Genomic DNA, 17,730 nt, shown 5'->3' on the forward strand with positions numbered 1-17,730 from the left:
TAGGGCTAATTGTGCATCTGCTGGGCAAACAAATTAGCCTGTAATTCAGAGCCGGCAATCGTTTTGACGATTTAGATAAAATTTTCAATGTGACACTTTAGGGTGCGGAATGTGGGTTGGTATCATCCCCAGACGACTGGCTACTGTTGCCTGTTCCCTAAAACCAGAGACTTCCTACCTCACCATTAAGATAACTGCTATAAATGGCATTAACAGTGCTGTGTTTTCACTGATGACTGAAAAACCCCCAAGCGCAGAAAAGTTAATGCTAATGTTAAATTAAATTAAGAAAATCCCCATTCTTCCTCGGCTTATATGCAGTTAACTTGGCTTGATAGTAATTCTTGGTTAATCGAAATCGGGGGAAAACGCCTGCTTCTCGACCCTTGGTTGGTAGGTTCCCTGACTTTTGGTAATTTAACTTGGCTATTTGAGGGCAAAAAAACCGCTAATCATGCCATTCCCGAAAATATCGATCTGATTCTTCTCTCCCAAGGTTTGGAAGATCACGCCCATCCTCCTACTTTACAGGTACTCGATCGCCAAATTCCCGTGGTAGCTTCTCCTAATGCCGAAAAAGTGGTTCGAGCGCTCAATTATACCCATCGCATTTCTTTAACCCACGGCTCTAGTTATATCTTTGACAATGCGATCAAAATTACTGCTGTCCCCGGTTCTCCAATCGGGCCGACTCTGGTGGAAAATGGTTATGTTATCAAGGAATTAGCGACAAATCAGAGTATCTACTACGAACCCCACGGTTATCATTCTCCTAGCCTCGATTCTCTGGGTAAAATCTCCGTGATTATCACTCCTTTGATTGACTTAAAAATACCTTTCCTCGGACCGGTAATCAAAGGACAAGAAAGCGCCTTAGCAGTTTGTCAACGCTTGCAGCCCGAATATATTATTTCCACCGCTGCCGGTGGTGATATCGAGTTTAAAGGTTTATTGATGGCGGTGTTAAGTGCGGAGGGTAGTCCCGAATCTTTTCAAGAATTATTAACATCCCATGCCTTACCGACAAAGGTAATCGATCCTCGTCCTTGGCAACCTTTTACAGTGGAATTGGGCGAGTGCGTTCCTGGTTTGAGCTAATCTAAGTTAAGGGAAGAATAGAAAAAAGTCAAAACTTTCTTCCCGATTTTTATCTAAAAAAGTAGAATTTTTGTTATATCTTTGCTGGCTACAGATAACATTAATTGTTTTAAAAAACTGGCTCTCTTGAATATTGGATGTAAAATGGGTAAAACCCCACACCCCACACCCCACACCCCACACCCCACACCCTGCCCCCAGGAAAAACTTTTTCAGCAAACCCTATATAATTAAAAGTGGCTCTTCTCTGCTAAATTTTCTATGAATCAGTTGCCCTTATTTTCTCAATCAAAATCAGTGCGAGACTTTTATCAACCTGATGCCGAAATAATTCTTTATCAAGGAGATAGCAATAATTTTATCAAGACTATACCAGATAATTCTGTGAGCTTGATTATTACTTCTCCTCCCTACAATTTAGGAAAAGACTACGAAAAAAAAATCTCTTTGGATACTTATCTGGAAACCCAAACCAAAATTATGCGAGAATTCTCTAGAATCTTGCAAGATAATGGCAGTATTTGCTGGCAGGTGGGAAATTTCGTTCAAGAGGGAGAAGTTTATCCTTTAGATATTTTTTATTATCAGCTATTTAAACAAATGGGTTTCTTTTTAAGAAATAGAATTGTCTGGCATTTTGGCCATGGATTACATACCTCTAAAAGATTTTCTGGCAGATATGAAACTATTTTATGGTTGACAAAAACCGATAAATATATCTTTAATCTTGATCCAGTGAGAATCCCCGCTAAATACCCTGGTAAGCGCCATTTTAAAGGTAAAAATATCGGTAAACCCTCTGGTAATCCTTTAGGGAAAAATCCCAGCGATGTTTGGGAGTTTTTAGCACAAGAATGGGATGAGTTACTATGGGATATTCCTAACGTTAAATCTAATCATCCAGAGAAAACTATCCATCCTTGTCAATATCCGATCGAATTAGTAGAAAGATGTGTTTTAGCCTTGACAAATGAGGGGGATTGGGTTTTTGATCCCTTTGCCGGGGTTGGAACTTCTCTGATTGCTAGTATTATGCACAATCGTCGAGTGATGGGGAGTGAAAAAGAAGCAGAATATGTGAAAATTGCCCAGGAAAGAATCGCTGCTTATTTGCAAGGAAATCTCAAAATTCGTCCTTTAGGAAAACCTATTCATCAGCCTAATGGTAAGGAAAAAGTTGCTCAAATTCCCGAAGAATGGCATAGTAATATATAGGAAGTAACACTCAATCTCCCCAGGAGAGTACAGGTTTTTGCTCTCATATCCTTGGGTTTTAATGCTTACTGCCGTCTAACCCATCCTGCAATAATTGATAAGTTTTTTTGTCACCATTTTTAGAGAAAACTTTGCAGAATTGTGGCGGTTTCTTGACCAGTTTTTTCCCAACTAAAAAGCTCGGCGCGTTGGCAACTGAGGGACTTTAATTTTAGGCGTAATTGTTCATCAGTAGCGATTTGCTGCATTGCCTCTCTCATCTCATCGATACTATAGGGATTAATTAAAATTGCCGCATCTCCTGTGACTTCCGGGAGAGAGGAAAGATTAGAAGTAATGACAGGAGTTCCACAGGCGATCGCTTCTAGTACAGGTAATCCGAAACCTTCCCAAAGGGAGGGATAAACTAAAGCAGTTGCTTGGTTTAAAAGTTGCGGCAATTCTTCATAGGAAACATAGTTTAAAAATTGCACTCGTTGAGAGATTGATAATGCTTCTACCTGTTGCTGCAGAGCCGGGGTAAAACGGGAGTCAAATTGACCGACAATTAATAATTGATATTCGGGATCAATTTGGGAAAAAGCAGTAATTAAACGAGCGAGATTTTTATGAGGATCATAACGACCAAGATAGAGAAAATAGGGACGAGTCGCCAGATTTAGAGGACGAAAATTATCAGAATCATATCCAGAAAGAATCACGGTTATTTTGTCAAGAGGTATCTTAAAAAACTTATTAATATCGGCGGCGGTTGCTTGGGAAACAGCGATAATATGTGTGGCTTTTTTCAGGACTTGGGGTAAATAGTATTTATTATAAAAAGTTAAAGGAGAAAATTTCGGGAACCGCAGGGGAATTAAATCATGAACTGTGACAATATAGCGGCAATTTCCATAAATAGGTGCTTCGGGAATGGGGGTAAATAGCAGGGAAGACTTTAATTGTTGATAGGTTTGATAGAGTTTGGTTTCTGTCCAAATTAAGCGCCTAATATTGCCTTTGGTTCCCTGCTCTTGGTTGAGGTTTGCCGAGACAGGATAGGTGTTAAAATCTGGGTAACTATTAGAAGTGATTAGGGTAGGATTTAAGTTAGCTAATTGGGGAATGAGATTTTTAGTATAAGTGGTTAATCCAGTATATTTAGTACCGAGAAAAGCGAGATTGATTAATAATTGATGGTTTTTATTCATAGATATTAGCTAGTTAAGTAGGTAGGTGTTAAAAGTTGTCAGACACCCCCCTTATCAAGCTGTCCTTTAGTCACATCTTTCTTAACATTTCAAACCTTTGTAGCACAAGGCTTTCAAGACTCGGTTAACAATTTGTAATATTCCTTGTTGACACCCTTACTGACAAAGAAAAAACTGAAATCAAGTCAGGATAAGGGTTGGAGTGCTTACTGCAAAAATTGTTAAGAAAGATCCCTATAAGGGATAGCTTATCAAGGGAAGATTAAGGGGAGATCAGCACCCCCCTTATCAAGGGGGGATTAAGGGGGGATCCATCTTCAATTTAATTATAAATACTTACTTATTATAAAAGAGAACGATAAGCTTTTATAGTAGCTTGTGCAGTTTTTTGCCAAGAGAATTTTGCCGCTTGTTTTTTTCCTTTAGTGATTAATTCTTGACGGAGAGAGGTATCACTAATCACCTGATAGATTGCTGCGGCAATTTCTAGGGGATTATCGGGATTAATTAATATTGCCGATTCTCCCGTGACTTCGGGTAAAGATGCAGTATTAGCAGTTACCACAGGACAACCTAAAGTCATCGCTTCTAAAACTGGTAATCCAAAACCTTCATAAAAAGAAGGATAGACAAAAACATCGGCTTTTTGATAATAATCTGCAACTAAGTCATCAGCAAGATAATCAAGATGTTGGATACTATCTCGAAAGGGAGACTGAGATATTTTATCGAAAATTGGTTGATACTTCCATCCTTTTTTGCCAATCAGAATCAGATTATGGTCTAATTTATACCTGTCCTTGAGATAGTTAAAAGCACTGATAAGATTAATAATATTTTTTCGTGGTTCTAGGGTACTAACAAAGAGTAAATAGGGTTTAGTGATAGTTAGAGATGAGGGAGAATTGGGGAGAGAAGAATAACGACTTGCGAGGGGAGTAACAAAAATTTTCTCTGGGTTCACATCTAAATATTCAATAATATCTCGTTTGGTACTTGCGGAGTTAGCAATAACTAAATCTGTCCATTTTAGAGATTGTTTAATGCGTTGGGTGTAGGTTTTGACAATCCCCGTGACAAACTCAGGATATTTCATAAAAGTAACATCATGAATAGTCATAACTTGACGACTCTGACGACAAGGATACACCACATGATCCAATCCGTGGAGAATATCGGGAGAATCAAGAAAGTTTTCTAGATAGGTAATTAGAGGATTAGGAAATCGGGTTAAGATATTGCTAAGACTGACGGGAATTGGTAAACATTTAACCTCTGGATAGGATTGCAGTTTTTCGGGGATAGAAAGATTACCCCGCAGCCAGTTTTTTACCGATGGTTGAAAACAGAGGGACAGGGAAAAGTTTTCTTGGTTTTGTAATTTAGCTAATTCGGCAATCAGGTGATAAGCATATAATCCAATTCCACTAGGATTTTGTCTTATCGGTGTACCATCAACTAAAATTTTGAGCATTTGCGGTTAGATGAGATTGACGGGATAGATATTTTTAAAATTACAGATTCAATTGTCAATTTTGCTCGCTTAGGACAAGATTAAAATCGGCAATAAACTCCACCCTAATAGTTAATGTTACCCTATAGCGCCCCTAAATAGCAGCCTTTTTGGGCTAGGTTACGGTGAATACTTAATTTATCGGGCAATTTTTTCGATTATTGTCCCCTCACCTACCCTATTACTATGATTGTCAACGGGTACTTATAAGCTAAGACCTATTTTAATAGGCTATCCTTAGATTAGCTGCATCTCCTTGAAGAGAAACACTGTAATTAGTTATAATCAGGGAACAATAGCTTCCCCGTACTTGTGGTGAGCGGAGATTTCTGAAAAGTTATCTCAGGGATGAAGTAGTCCCCTACAGAACCACTAACATCGGGTAATACCGAAAAATACTGATTAACTAATGTTTTCACTATGTTTAATCGTTTAGTATCTTTTAAATCCTTAGAAGGCCATGAAGGTGAGGTTAAATGTCTAACTTTTTCCCAAGATGGTAAATTTTTGGCTAGTGCTGGAGATGATAGTAATATTCTAATCTGGGAATGGAGAAAAAATCAGAAGGTTTCTTTAACTAAAAAAATTGATCAAGTTTTTGAAGATGATATCAATAAAATGTTTGGAGATCTAGAGGAGGGGATTGGCAATATATTTGGAAATAAGGGTGGAATCGCTATACCTAAAATTAATGATATATTCTCAAAACCTCCTCAAGTAAAGGTTTCGGAGATTGATGATATATTTTCAAGACATAGACATAAAAGAATCAATTCTGTTGCTTTTAGTCCCTGTCAAGGATTTTTGGTTAGTGGAGGAGATGATCAAACTGTAAGAATTTGGTCACTGGAAACTAAAAAATTAATCTCTACCTTAACGGGACACCAAGATAAAGTTACAGCAGTAGCTGTTCATCCCGATGGGGAAATTATTGCTAGTGGTAGTGAAGATAAAACCGTGAAAATATGGTCAGTAAAAACTGGAGAAATTCTTTCTACTTTACAAGGTCATAGCGATAAAGTTCTAACAGTTAAATTTAGTCAAAATGGTCAACTTTTAGCCAGTGGTGGCGGCGAAAATGACAAAACGGTAATTATCTGGAATCTGGGAGAAAAAAGCAGTATTACCTTAAAAGGTCATTCCGATTGGTTTGGAGGTATTTTATCGGTAGATTTCGGCAGTAATAACAAATTTTTAGCCAGTGGCAGCAAAGACAAAACTATTAAAATCTGGGACATTAAAAGAGGGACAGAGGTAAAAACTCTCAGCGAACATAGTGATCATATCAATTCAGTTAGTGTTAGTCCTAATAATCAACTATTAGCCAGTGGTGGTGATGATAAAAGCTTAAAATTATGGGATTTAAAAGCAGGAAAAGCGATTATTTCTATTCCCCATCCCCAGAAAATCTATTCCGTTTGTTTTAGTCCCGACGGTAATTATATCGCCACGGCCTGCCAAGACAAAATCGTGAGAGTTTATGGCACTTCCGAACTACAATCTTTGGCAAGTTGAGCAATCTTTGAGCGCACCGGATGCTTATCGGTGTCTAATTAGGGTTTGCTGAATAAATCTAAAAACCTTGTTGGATAAGGCTTTTAGACTTTTTTGACCTCAAAAAGTGCCGACCATTGGAGTGATTGGAGGGAAAATTCAGGTACTTTTTCCCTGAAAATTAGGTAATTGACCCCCTCAAAATCGGTAAAACCCCACACCCTACACCCTACACCCCACACCCTGCCACCAGGAAAAACTTTTTCAGCAGACCCTAATTATCTACTAGAGATCGCTGCCAGTTTGTTCCTCTCGGAAGTAAAGCTGATATAATTGACAGCTAGGCTGGGCTAGATCGCCTTTTAACTGAATTAAACCCATACTTTCCAGTTTATAGGCAGTAATCGGTTCTAATCGCACTCCCTTATCGGAAGAATTAACCACTTCCCCCATCGCTGTCAATAATTCCGGCTGTTTTTGCAGATTATCCCAGTGATGACGCAGGTGTGCCGCATAAATTCCCCCTTGGGTAGCAGCATTAGGGAGAATATTTTTTTCCCCGCGCACCCGCGCTTCCAGGGCCAAACGGCTAAGATAGGGATGACCAGCGACTAGAGCGATTAAATCCCCGATAAAACGCTGATTATCGTCATTTTTAGGCAATCCGTAGCTACTAGCCAAGTTTTCCAGTTGTTCGAGGCTAAAACCGGGTAATTTAATTGCGCGACCGACATTAAAGGGAGATTGATTAGCGTCCAATTGAATATAGATTTCCGTGGAATTAGCAATCGCTAACCGCAAATTCTGCCAGATTTCTAAATTATTAGCTTCTTCGTGCCAACAGCGCAAAAGCGGCAAAAAATCCCTAGCGATGTCGGGATACTCGAAAATTCTGTCTAAATTATCTAGGGCCAAAAAGAGCGGCCCGTTAATCTGTTCCAAAAGATAGGACTGAAAATAGGTTTGACAACTGATTAAACTGCCAAATAGTTCCTCGTCCCAATATTCATCTAATTGAGGCTTTAAACCCAATTCTCGGCTGACATTTGCCGAAAACCAGCGACAAAATCGGTCTAAACTGGCAAACATCGCCTTTTCTGCCACTTGACAATTAATATAAACTGTGCTATGTCCCCAACTATCTGCCTGAGCGAGCAGATGCTTAAGGAGAGAAGTTTTACCAGTCTTTTCGGGGGATTTAATGCGAATGAGTGACCCCGGACGATTAATTTCTTGATAACAGTCGCTTTCGACGGGAGGGCGGCTAATATAAGTATCTATAACTGATTTTTCTGCTAGTATCGGGGTGGGGTGATTTTTCCATTCGGGATATTTGATATCTTTGAACCATTCCCGGAGGATTTGGAACTTACCCGGCCCTTTACTACCTAATTCTAGTTCGGGACAGCCATTATCTTTATCTGCCGAGAAATAGCTATAGATTTTGGTCATTTGTTTTTTATAGGTTTCATGGCTGGCAGCCTCAGCCATTTCCCAAATTTCCTCATCCGGTTTGCGCCAATTTTCATAGGCAAAACGAACCAAAAAAATCTCCTTTAATTTGCCTTGAACACCGTATTCTCTAGCTAGATGTTTAAGAAACTCGTCCCATCCCTGTGGTTTCATCCGGTTCTACTTTATTCTACTTATATGCCCTTTTTTTCCATGTTAACCCCTTTTTCCCTCTTGGCAATGGGACTGACATCCGAGCGGGAAAACCCTATGCTAAAAATAGGTCAATTACCTGATGGTGTCTAAGGGAGTAAAACCATGAAAATCTCGTTAACCTTGTTTGTTGTGGCCTCCTTGCTGTTAGGTTCAATTCCTCACACTTTAGCGGTTAATAGTCAAGATAACCATTTTGACCATTCCTCTTGGCCGCTAATTTTACAAAACCGTGACTGTAAGGGTGATAAGGACGATAATTGCAATTAGTCCTGATTATCTCGGTTAAGGTTGTTAATCTATATCCCCCACCGATAACAAAATCGTGGTCGGGATTTTTTTTATGAACTCGCCTGTAATTCCTCTAAACGTGCTAAAACTTCGGCGCTGTGAATGGCAGGATTTACCCCTAAATAAATCTCTTTTAAAATCCCTTGCGGATCGATAAGATAGGTATGACGCAGGGAAACATAACCCATCCAAGAACCATAAGCTTTACTAACATCTCCGGTAGTATCTGCCAGTAAGGGAAATTTTAAACCCTCCGAGTCACAAAATTCCGCATGAGAATCGACATCATCGGCACTTACCCCTAAAACTTGCGTATTTTTAGCCATATATTTCGGCAAATCCTGCTGAAAACGTCGCGCTTCTAGGGTACAGCCGGGGGTAAAATCCTTGGGATAAAAATACAAAACTACCCATTTACCCCGATAGTCCGATAGGGAAATATTCCCTTCTCCCGTGTTAGTCGGTAGGCTAAAATCGGGTGCCGGTTGATTTAAAGGGGGTTGGGGGCCACCTAAAGCGTTAGCATCGGGAATCAAGGCAAAAAATGCCAGAATTACTGCAATTAAAAAACTCAACAGTTGACGACGAGACATAATCAGTTATCAGTTATCAGTTATCAGTTATCAGTTATCAGTTTCTTGGTGTGATAAGTTTAACCTAATACGGGAGCGATCTATCTTTGTGTCCTTTCCCTCGTTCCTGTCACACCAGGAAAATTAACTGTCACCACATCTCCAGGGGAAAACGTCACCAATCAACCCCCCTCCACATCAGAGAAAGTTTTGGCCGCATAGTTTAGGGAAAAATTGACAAGATCGATCTGATCCTCCTCAGTCCAGGTATCACTTTGATCTAGCGATGGTTGTTGTTGTTGTCCGACAAGTTCATTGAGAATGATTGTGGCCAATCGTAAACGTTCTCCTGATGATAAGTGACAAACCACTTGATTATAAACTTCTTGGGCAGTAGTGGGCATGACAAAAAACTGATGACTGAATGCTTCTAGCTTAATATTCTTTACATAACTTGACAAGGAAAGGGCGAGGTAAAGGGGGAAAATAGATCGAGCTTGTCTTCATCTGCCTAACGATCATGTCTATTGTCACCCTTAACCCCGTTCAATCCCATCAAGATTTAGTCATCGATCCGGGTAAAATCACGGGATTACGGGGAAAAATCACCATCCCTGGCGATAAATCCATATCCCATCGTTCCCTGATGTTAGGAGCGATCGCCGAAGGGGAAACCGTTATTCATGGGTTATTATTGGGCGAAGATCCCCGCAGTACCGCTAGTTGTTTTCGTGCCATGGGTGTGGAAATTTCCCAACTCAACAGCGAGAAAGTGATCGTCAAAGGTAGGGGTTTAGGGAATCTTGAGGAACCCTTAGAAATCCTCGACGCGGGCAATTCCGGCACGACGATCCGCTTAATGTTAGGATTATTGGCCGGTCATCGAGACCGTTTTTTTGTCGTTACCGGTGATGCTTCCCTGCGATCGCGTCCCATGTCCAGGGTGGTGAAACCCCTCAAGGAAATGGGGGCGCAAATTTGGGGCAGAAAAGCCCATTCTTTGGCTCCTTTGGCCGTTTCTGGGGAATCTCTGCAACCGATCCACTACTATTCTCCCGTCGCTTCTGCACAGGTGAAATCCTGTCTTCTCCTCGCAGGACTGTTAACCGAGGGGAAAACCACAATCACGGAACCCGCTTTATCTCGCGATCACAGTGAACGGATGCTGCGCGCTTTTGGGGCAAATATTGAGGTGGATGGGGAGACTAATAGCGTCACGGTGACGGGTTATCCCACTTTAACTGGACAAACGGTGATTGTACCGGGAGATATCAGTTCGGCGGCTTTTTGGTTGGTAGCGGGGGCAATCGTGCCTAATTCTGAGTTATTAATCGAAAATGTGGGAATAAACCCGACTAGAACCGGAGTTTTACAGGTTTTACAGGCAATGGGAGCAGATATCACCCTCGAAAATCAACGGGTGGTGACGGGGGAACCGGTGGCAGATCTGCGGGTGAAATCCAGTCAACTACAGGCAACCACGATCGCCGGTGAGATTATACCCCGTCTGATCGATGAAATTCCGATTTTGGCAGTAGCGGCGGTTTTTGCCCAAGGAACGACAATTATCAAGGATGCCGAGGAATTACGGGTGAAGGAAAGCGATCGCCTGACGGTGATGGCCACCCAACTCGATCGCCTAGGGGCAAAAGTAACAGAATTACCCGATGGTTTAGAGATTACCGGCGGTACGGGCCTATTAGGCGCGGAAGTGGACAGTTTTACCGATCATCGCATTGCCATGAGTCTAGCGATCGCTGCCCTCAATTCCCGTCAACCCACCACTATCCATCGCGCGGAAGCGGCCGGCATTTCCTACCCCGATTTCTTTAGCACCTTACAGCAAATTTGTCAAGAGTGAAAATATTAAGTTTTTCTGCGAACGGGCGAGGGGTAACTGGTATAATTGCGGGATAAATCACAGAGTAGTGGGCCACCTGTGTGATAATCGAGTTCATCGATCGAAATAGCGGAAAATAGAAGCGTCCCTCATTCAAATTTCCCTGAAAAATATCTCCCTATCTACCCCACTCCCGTCTTCTATTCCCCACCGATAATGGAAATCATCGCCCAATTAGAGAAAGTTTCCTATATTTATCCCGAATCCTCCAATCTAGTGCTTAAAAATATCTCTTTAGCAATTCATCGAGGAGAATTTTTAGGTATTATCGGGCCCACAGGTGCGGGAAAAACTACTCTCTGTTTAACTCTTAACGGTATTGTCCCCCAATTCTACGGAGGGCGTTTTTTTGGTTATGCAACGGTAGCCGGTTTAGATACTTTAACCCATCCCGTTAGCACCTTGGCCCGCTATGTGGGGGCAGTATTTGAAGATCCCGAAACGCAACTTTTAGCCACTTCGATAGAAAATGAAATCGCTTTTACCTTAGAAAATTTACGGCTACCGCGAGAGGAAATTAAAGCGCGCATTCCCAAAGTTTTAGCGGCAGTCCGGTTAGAGGGAATGGAAAAAAAATCCCCCGGGGAATTATCAGGAGGACAAAAACAACGATTAGCGATCGCCGCTGCCCTCGCAGTTCAGCCCGCTTTGTTAATTCTCGATGAACCCACCTCCCAACTGGATCCGGTGGGATCCCAGGAAGTTTTCGCCACCATTAAGGAGTTAAATCGCCATCTCGGTGTCACCATTGTGATGGTCTCCCACGCAGCCGAGGAAATGGCCGAATATGCCGATCGCCTGGTACTATTAAGGGAGGGTGCGATCGAAGCCATGGGAACCCCAGCAGAGATCTACTCCCAAGTACAGCGTTTACAGGAAAATGCTCTGCGTCCCCCGCAAGTGGCCACTACTTTTGCTTTGATCGATCAAAAAATCGGGGCGATAAATTCTATTCCTGTCACCCTAGACCGCGGCTTTGCCCGTTTAAACGAGCTTAAATCCTTTTACCATCAAATAACACCAAACCCTCCCTTATCATCGGTTTCTGACCCCTTAAACCCCCTACTGAGCGTTAAAAATCTCTGCCATACCTATCCTGATGGTACTACCGCTTTGCGGGATGTGTCCCTCGATATTGCCGAAGGGGAATATCTGCTGATTATCGGTCAAAATGGCGCAGGAAAAAGCACTTTAGTCAAGCATTTTCTCAATCTTCTCTCGGCAACCACCGGTCAAGTTATGATTGACGGACGTTCGATCACTAGCTTTTCTGTTAGTGATTTAGCTCGTTCGATCGGTTATGTGGACCAAAATCCCGATAATCAGATTTTTAACACCACTGTGGAGAAAGAAGTATCATTTGCCCTGACTAATCTCGGTTATCCTCCAGAAATCGTTACCCAACGCACGAAAGCAAGTCTAGAAGCCATGGGATTGCTAGAATATCGATTCTATCATCCTCTCTCCTTACCGAAAGGCGATCGAGCGCGGGTAGTGATTGCGGCAATTTTAGCCATGGAACCGCGTATAGTTGTGTTTGATGAACCGACCACCGGCCAAGATTACCAAGGGGCTAAGGCAATTTTAGAGGTGAGTCGTCAATTACACCAGATGGGCAAAACCGTGATTGTGATCACCCATCACCTCTATTTAATGCCAGAATACGCCGAAAGAGTAATTATTATGGGTCAAGGAACTATTCTTTTAGATGCCCCAATCCGGCAAGCTTATCATCAAACCGATCTCTTGGCCAAAACCTATCTAACTCCACCCCAAGCAGTTTTATTAGCACAAAAATTAGGACAACTTTCCGGTTATCCCAATTCTCTTTTAACTCCCCAGGAAATTGCCGATTGTTTTCAGAGGATTTAGCCTTGAGGCTATTTAACTGTTTCTAAAATCAACTTCGATCGCTTAACATTATCGGGTACAGGAATCGGATAATCGCCATTAAAACAGGCAGTACAGAAGGTTTTCGGATCTTCCTTCGTTGCTGTTAACATCCCATCGTGACTGAGATAAGCTAAACTATCCACCCCGATTTGTGCCTGAATTTCCGCCACCGATTTAGTTGCCGCAATTAATTGCTCTTGGTTGTCCGTATCAATGCCATAAAAACAAGGATGAGTCACCGGAGGAGAAGATATTCTCATGTGAACTTCTCTTGCTCCGGCATCGCGTAAAGCTTTAACTAATTTCCGGCTAGTGGTTCCCCGCACGATCGAATCATCAACAATAATAACTCTTTTTCCCTGTAAAACATCCTTTAAAGGATTCAATTTCATCTTAATCCCCGACTCTCTCATGTGTTGGGTTGGTTGAATAAAAGTCCGTCCCACATAACGATTTTTAATCAATCCTTCCGCGTAGGGAATATCAGAAATGCGCGAAAATCCGATCGCAGCCGGAATACCTGAATCGGGAACTCCCATCACCATATCTGCTTCTACCGGCGACTCTTTGGCTAATTGTTCCCCCAAACGTACCCGATAAGTATATAAAGATTCCTCGTGGACAATGCTATCGGGACGAGCAAAATAAATCATCTCGAAAACGCATAATTTTTTCTCCGGTTTAATGGCCCAATCCACCGAAGATAAGCCATCTTCACTAATCCAAACTAATTCCCCCGGCTGCACATCCCGCAGATAATCGGCCCCGATAATATCTAATCCGCAGGTTTCCGAAGCTAAAACATAACGGGGGGGATTGCCTTCTTCTTGCAAAACCCCAATTACTAAGGGTCTGACACCATTGGGATCCCGCGCCCCGATAATTCCCGTCGGTGTGCCGATAACAAGGCTGTAAGCCCCGCTACAATAGCTAAAGGCATCGATCGCCGCTTGTATCCAATCCTTGCCACTATCCACTTCCTGGCCGATAGCGACGGCGATCATTTCCGAGTCGGTGGTGGTGACGAGATCACAACCGCGCTTTTCCAATACATTTCTTAACTCAAAAGTATTGACTAAATTGCCGTTATGTGCTAGGGAAAGTTTACCCAAACGGCTTTCGATCACGGCTGGTTGGGCATTGGCCCGACGGCTAGAACCGGTGGTAGAGTAACGAGTATGACCGACGGCGTGAGTACCCGGCAAGGTTTTAAGGACAGTTTCGTTAAAAACTTGGGAAACTAAGCCCATTTCTTTGTAACAATGCACCGTTTCCCCGTCGTAGGTGGCAATACCTGCCGATTCCTGTCCTCGGTGTTGCAGGGCATAGAGTCCGAAATAGGTCAGTTTTGCTACTTCTTCCTCGGGGGCATAGAGTCCAAAAACTCCACAGGCTTCTTCAGGCTTATCGACGCGGTTCAAGAATAGGGATGAGTCGGGATGGCTAGACATGGGAAGGTTGGGGCTGCAGAATACTTTGGTAACAAAATCTTAACCGATCTTAATCTTCTTTTAACGATTTATTGATCAGCTATCAGCCTTTATTTACCGATATAATCGGCCATCTTATCTAGCTGACGGCCTCAAGATTACAGCCTTCTTTCGATCGCTTTTGACCAAACTTGCTGTATAGTTTCTAGACTAACATCGATCGCCGGTTGTTTATTCCGGTCAAAAATCCGAAGATTCTCGCTTTTTTCGCTAACTTTGCCGGTTATTTGCCAATAGTCTCCTAATTGTGTCTTTAGGTATTCTTCCCAATCTTGCCGATTTTCGGAGGAAACGGAGACGATAATGCAACTAGCTAATTCTCCGAATAACACCGCGTCAAAACGGCCTTGATTGTGCCAAGAAAGGTCAATTTCCGCCCCTAACTGCCCACTAATAGAGCATTCTGCCAGAGCAGTGGCTAAACCTCCCTCCGCGCAATCGTGGGCAGATTTCAGCCAACCGGCGCGAATTCCCCGACGACAGGCCGCTTGTACCTTTCTTTCTAATTCAAAATCAATTACCGGCGGTTTTCCCGTCACCAAACCGTGAATAACGGCTAAATATTCGGAAGCGCCGATAGTTGGCAAGGAGAAACCCAAAAGATAAATTAAATCCCCCGCTTTTTGCCAACCTTGGCCGCAAATTTGCCCGATATCCGGCACTAATCCCACCATACCAATCACGGGAGTCGGATAAATAGACTGGGGGCTGCCAGCTGCATCAACGGTTTCGTTGTACAAAGAGACATTACCCCCAGTCACCGGTGTATTCATTTCCCGACAAGCTTCGGCAATACCCTGACAAGCAGTGGCTAATTGCCAATAACCGATTGAATTCTCTGGACTTCCGAAATTGAGATTATCCGTGACAGCAATGGGGTCAGCCCCAACACAGCTAAGGTTTCTGGCAGCTTCCGCCACGGCCAACTTAGCTCCGTTATAGGGATCAAGATAAACGTATCGCGGATTACAATCTGTAGTCGCCGCTACACCTCGCCGAGAATTTGCGGGATTAGCACCCAGAGGACGCACGCGAATCACGGCCGCATCGGCTCCTCCGGGAAGAATAACGGTGTTATTCTGGACTTGATGATCATATTGACGATAAACCCAGCGTTTTGAAGCAATCGAGGGACTATCGAGCAGTTTTAATAAAATCTCGTTATAGGATTCGGGAATAGGAATCGTGCTATCTTGCCATAATTGAGCTTTTTGGGCGTATTCTGGCGGTTCTGTTAGTAATTCCCGATGATAAATCGGAGTATTATCCGCCAGGGCCGTGGCAGGAATTTCGGCGGCAATTTCCCCTTTAAATAATATACGGACGATCGGTTCTGCAATTACCTGGCCAGCGACCACAGCCTGAAGTCCCCAACGCTGGAAAATCTCGATTAATTCGCCTTCTCGTCCCGATGCTGCCACAAATAACATTCTTTCTTGGGATTCCGATAGCAGATATTCGTAGGGGACCATCCCGGTTTCCCGGACGGGGATTTTATCGAGGTCTAATTCAATTCCCACCCCTCCCTTGGCCGCCATCTCGGAAGTAGAACAGGTGATCCCTGCGGCCCCCATATCCTGGGCCGCCACCACCGCGCCGGTCTTAAATGCCTCTAAACAAGCTTCTATCAGGGATTTTTCCAGAAAAGGGTCGCCCACTTGCACCGCGGGCCGGTCATCCATAGATTTATCGGTTAATTCGGCGCTGGCAAAACTCGCCCCTCCCATACCGTCGCGGCCGGTGGTAGAACCAACGTATAAAACCGGGTTTCCTAGACCTTTTGCCCCAGATTTGACGATTTCCTCGGTTTCCATTAGCCCTAAAGCCATGGCATTAACGAGGGGATTGCCATTGTAGGCATTATCGAAGTATATCTCACCGCCCACCGTGGGAACGCCGACACTATTGCCATAATGACTTATTCCTTCCACGACTCCGGCAAAAATGCGACGATTGCGGGCATCTTCCAAGTTACCAAAACGGAGGGAGTTGAGGATAGCAATGGGCCGGGCCCCCATGGTAAAAATATCCCGCAGGATGCCTCCGACTCCGGTAGCGGCACCTTGGAACGGTTCCACCGCAGAAGGATGATTATGGGACTCGATTTTAAAGGCTAATCGCAATCCATCGCCTAAATCCACTACTCCGGCATTTTCTCCCGGTCCGACGAGAATTTTTTCGCCAGTGGTGGGGAATTGTTTGAGCAGCGGCCGGGAGTTTTTATAACAGCAGTGTTCCGACCACATCACGCCAAACATTCCTAATTCGGCTTTGTTGGGGTGTCTTCCCAGTCTTTTGACTATTTCTTCGTATTCTTCGGGTTTGATGCCTTCTGAGGCAATTTCTGCGGCAGTGAAGGGGGTAGTCATGGGACAATGCGATCGAGGGACAAGATTTATTGTATAACGTCTGATGAGATCGAGTTATACTGCTTAGTAAAAGACAAGAAAGTTAAAAGGTTTGCGCTAGTAAAGTTAAGCTAAAGACATAGTTTTATGATCAGTTGGAACGAAACTATGGCAGTAGAAACAGCTTTATCAATGAAAGCCTTATACGATCAGGATTTTGTTCTCTGGGCTTCAAAAACCGCCGAACTTTTAAAGCTAAAAAAGTTTGATGACGTGGACTGGGAAAATCTGATCGAGGAAGTGGAGTGCATGGGGAAAAGTGACAGACGGGCTGTAGAAAGTTTATTAACCCAGCTTATCGAACACCTGTTTAAGTTAGCTTATCGAAAATCGGAACGGGAGCGAGAACGAAACGTCTGTCACTGGGTAGGAGAAATCGCCAGTTTCCGAACTCAACTAGGAGAGTGGCTAGAAACTACTACTCTCACCAACCACGCGCGGGATTATTTTCAAAAAGCCTACTCGAACGCTCGGAAAACTTTAATACAAGCGAAAGCAGTCACTCGCGACGCGATTCCTCTAGAGCCTCCTTTCTCCCTCGAACAGGTATTAGATGGGGAATGGTTCCCGATTGATATCGATCATTACTTCGACGATTTTCCTTTTACTTAGACCCATGTTATCCTGATAATATTGGCTTTCAAAACTGAAATATGGATGCCCTGATTCAAGAACTGGAAATTAAACTGCGTCAATGGCAACCGGCAACTGTTGAACAGGTGCGACGTTATCTTGTCGAGATTATCGAATTAGCAGACCAAGATGGGTTAGAACTTCTCCGTTCTAGATTGGTTGAGCAGGAGGTATTGGATATAATTGAGGAACCCGAAACCCGGTGAAGTTTCGTTGAGGTAGCCTTTTAAAATTAAAAAACAAAAAACAAAAAACTTCTGCTAAACTAGAGGCCTCTTTTTGAGTTTAATTGCGTGAAAACTGACAGTATTTTCTATCAACTCTTACAAAGATTTCCCGCTTGTTTCTTTGATTTGTTGAACCTTCCC

General features: G+C 43.0%; 14 protein-coding genes. 7 read left to right on the plus strand and 7 right to left on the minus strand.

The features are described 5' to 3' along the window. Positions 1–315: 315 nt before the first annotated feature. Together EWV68_RS16025 and EWV68_RS16030 are read left to right on the plus strand one after the other, a co-directional pair. The gene (locus EWV68_RS16025; protein ID WP_287170389.1) at positions 316–1,098 is read left to right on the plus strand and encodes an MBL fold metallo-hydrolase; all 783 of its coding nucleotides are present in this window, start codon (positions 316–318) and stop codon (positions 1,096–1,098) included. 261 nt (positions 1,099–1,359) lie between these two features. Then, positions 1,360–2,313, plus strand: a complete 954-nt coding sequence (locus EWV68_RS16030; protein ID WP_287170390.1) for a DNA-methyltransferase — start codon at positions 1,360–1,362, stop codon at positions 2,311–2,313. 119 nt (positions 2,314–2,432) lie between these two features. Here the strand turns inward: EWV68_RS16030 and EWV68_RS16035 are convergent, their stop codons facing one another. Together EWV68_RS16035 and EWV68_RS16040 are read right to left on the minus strand one after the other, a co-directional pair. After that, complete coding sequence (locus EWV68_RS16035; protein ID WP_061433317.1) at positions 2,433–3,503, minus strand: glycosyltransferase family 4 protein; 1,071 nt, start codon at positions 3,501–3,503, stop codon at positions 2,433–2,435. 343 nt (positions 3,504–3,846) lie between these two features. After that, positions 3,847–4,977, minus strand: a complete 1,131-nt coding sequence (locus EWV68_RS16040; protein WP_061433318.1) for a glycosyltransferase family 4 protein — start codon at positions 4,975–4,977, stop codon at positions 3,847–3,849. 459 nt (positions 4,978–5,436) lie between these two features. Between EWV68_RS16040 and EWV68_RS16045 the strand changes: the two genes are divergently transcribed. After that, on the plus strand, positions 5,437–6,531 hold the full coding sequence (locus EWV68_RS16045; protein ID WP_287170392.1) for a WD40 repeat domain-containing protein: 1,095 nt from the start codon (positions 5,437–5,439) through the stop codon (positions 6,529–6,531). A gap of 264 nt (positions 6,532–6,795) precedes the next feature. Here EWV68_RS16045 and EWV68_RS16050 read toward each other — a convergent pair whose 3' ends face one another. The 3 genes from EWV68_RS16050 to EWV68_RS16060 form a co-directional block, all read right to left on the minus strand. Beyond that, positions 6,796–8,136, minus strand: coding sequence for an AAA-like domain-containing protein (locus tag EWV68_RS16050; protein ID WP_061433319.1), 1,341 nt, complete (start codon positions 8,134–8,136; stop codon positions 6,796–6,798). A 380-nt stretch (positions 8,137–8,516) separates the two neighbouring features. Continuing rightward, on the minus strand, positions 8,517–9,059 hold the full coding sequence (locus EWV68_RS16055; RefSeq protein ID WP_287170393.1) for a peroxiredoxin: 543 nt from the start codon (positions 9,057–9,059) through the stop codon (positions 8,517–8,519). Between the two features lie 161 nt (positions 9,060–9,220). Beyond that, complete coding sequence (locus EWV68_RS16060) at positions 9,221–9,442, minus strand: hypothetical protein (protein WP_012264911.1); 222 nt, start codon at positions 9,440–9,442, stop codon at positions 9,221–9,223. Between the two features lie 116 nt (positions 9,443–9,558). On the opposite strand from EWV68_RS16060, the gene aroA reads away from it, so the two are divergent. Further along, entirely contained in the window at positions 9,559–10,899 is a 1,341-nt protein-coding gene (gene aroA / locus EWV68_RS16065; RefSeq protein WP_287170394.1) for a 3-phosphoshikimate 1-carboxyvinyltransferase, read from the plus strand. Positions 10,900–11,094: 195 nt separating this feature from the next. After that, positions 11,095–12,810: an ABC transporter ATP-binding protein gene (locus EWV68_RS16070; RefSeq protein WP_287170395.1), complete on the plus strand. Its 1,716-nt coding sequence runs from the start codon at positions 11,095–11,097 to the stop codon at positions 12,808–12,810. A gap of 8 nt (positions 12,811–12,818) precedes the next feature. On the opposite strand, the gene purF is transcribed toward EWV68_RS16070, so the two are convergent. After that, the gene (purF, locus tag EWV68_RS16075; protein ID WP_287170396.1) at positions 12,819–14,282 is read right to left on the minus strand and encodes an amidophosphoribosyltransferase; all 1,464 of its coding nucleotides are present in this window, start codon (positions 14,280–14,282) and stop codon (positions 12,819–12,821) included. 137 nt (positions 14,283–14,419) lie between these two features. After that, a complete protein-coding gene (purL, locus tag EWV68_RS16080; protein WP_287170397.1) occupies positions 14,420–16,690 on the minus strand; it encodes a phosphoribosylformylglycinamidine synthase subunit PurL in 2,271 nt (756 codons plus the stop codon). A gap of 126 nt (positions 16,691–16,816) precedes the next feature. Here purL and EWV68_RS16085 point away from each other — a divergent pair, with 126 nt between their 5' ends. Further along, entirely contained in the window at positions 16,817–17,341 is a 525-nt protein-coding gene (locus EWV68_RS16085) for a DUF29 domain-containing protein (RefSeq protein WP_287170398.1), read from the plus strand. A gap of 41 nt (positions 17,342–17,382) precedes the next feature. Then, entirely contained in the window at positions 17,383–17,568 is a 186-nt protein-coding gene (locus EWV68_RS16090) for a hypothetical protein (RefSeq protein ID WP_287170399.1), read from the plus strand. Positions 17,569–17,730 lie beyond the last annotated feature (162 nt).

This window comes from Microcystis sp. M_QC_C_20170808_M9Col (genome assembly GCF_007095495.1).
GTDB lineage: Bacteria > Cyanobacteriota > Cyanobacteriia > Cyanobacteriales > Microcystaceae > Microcystis > Microcystis aeruginosa.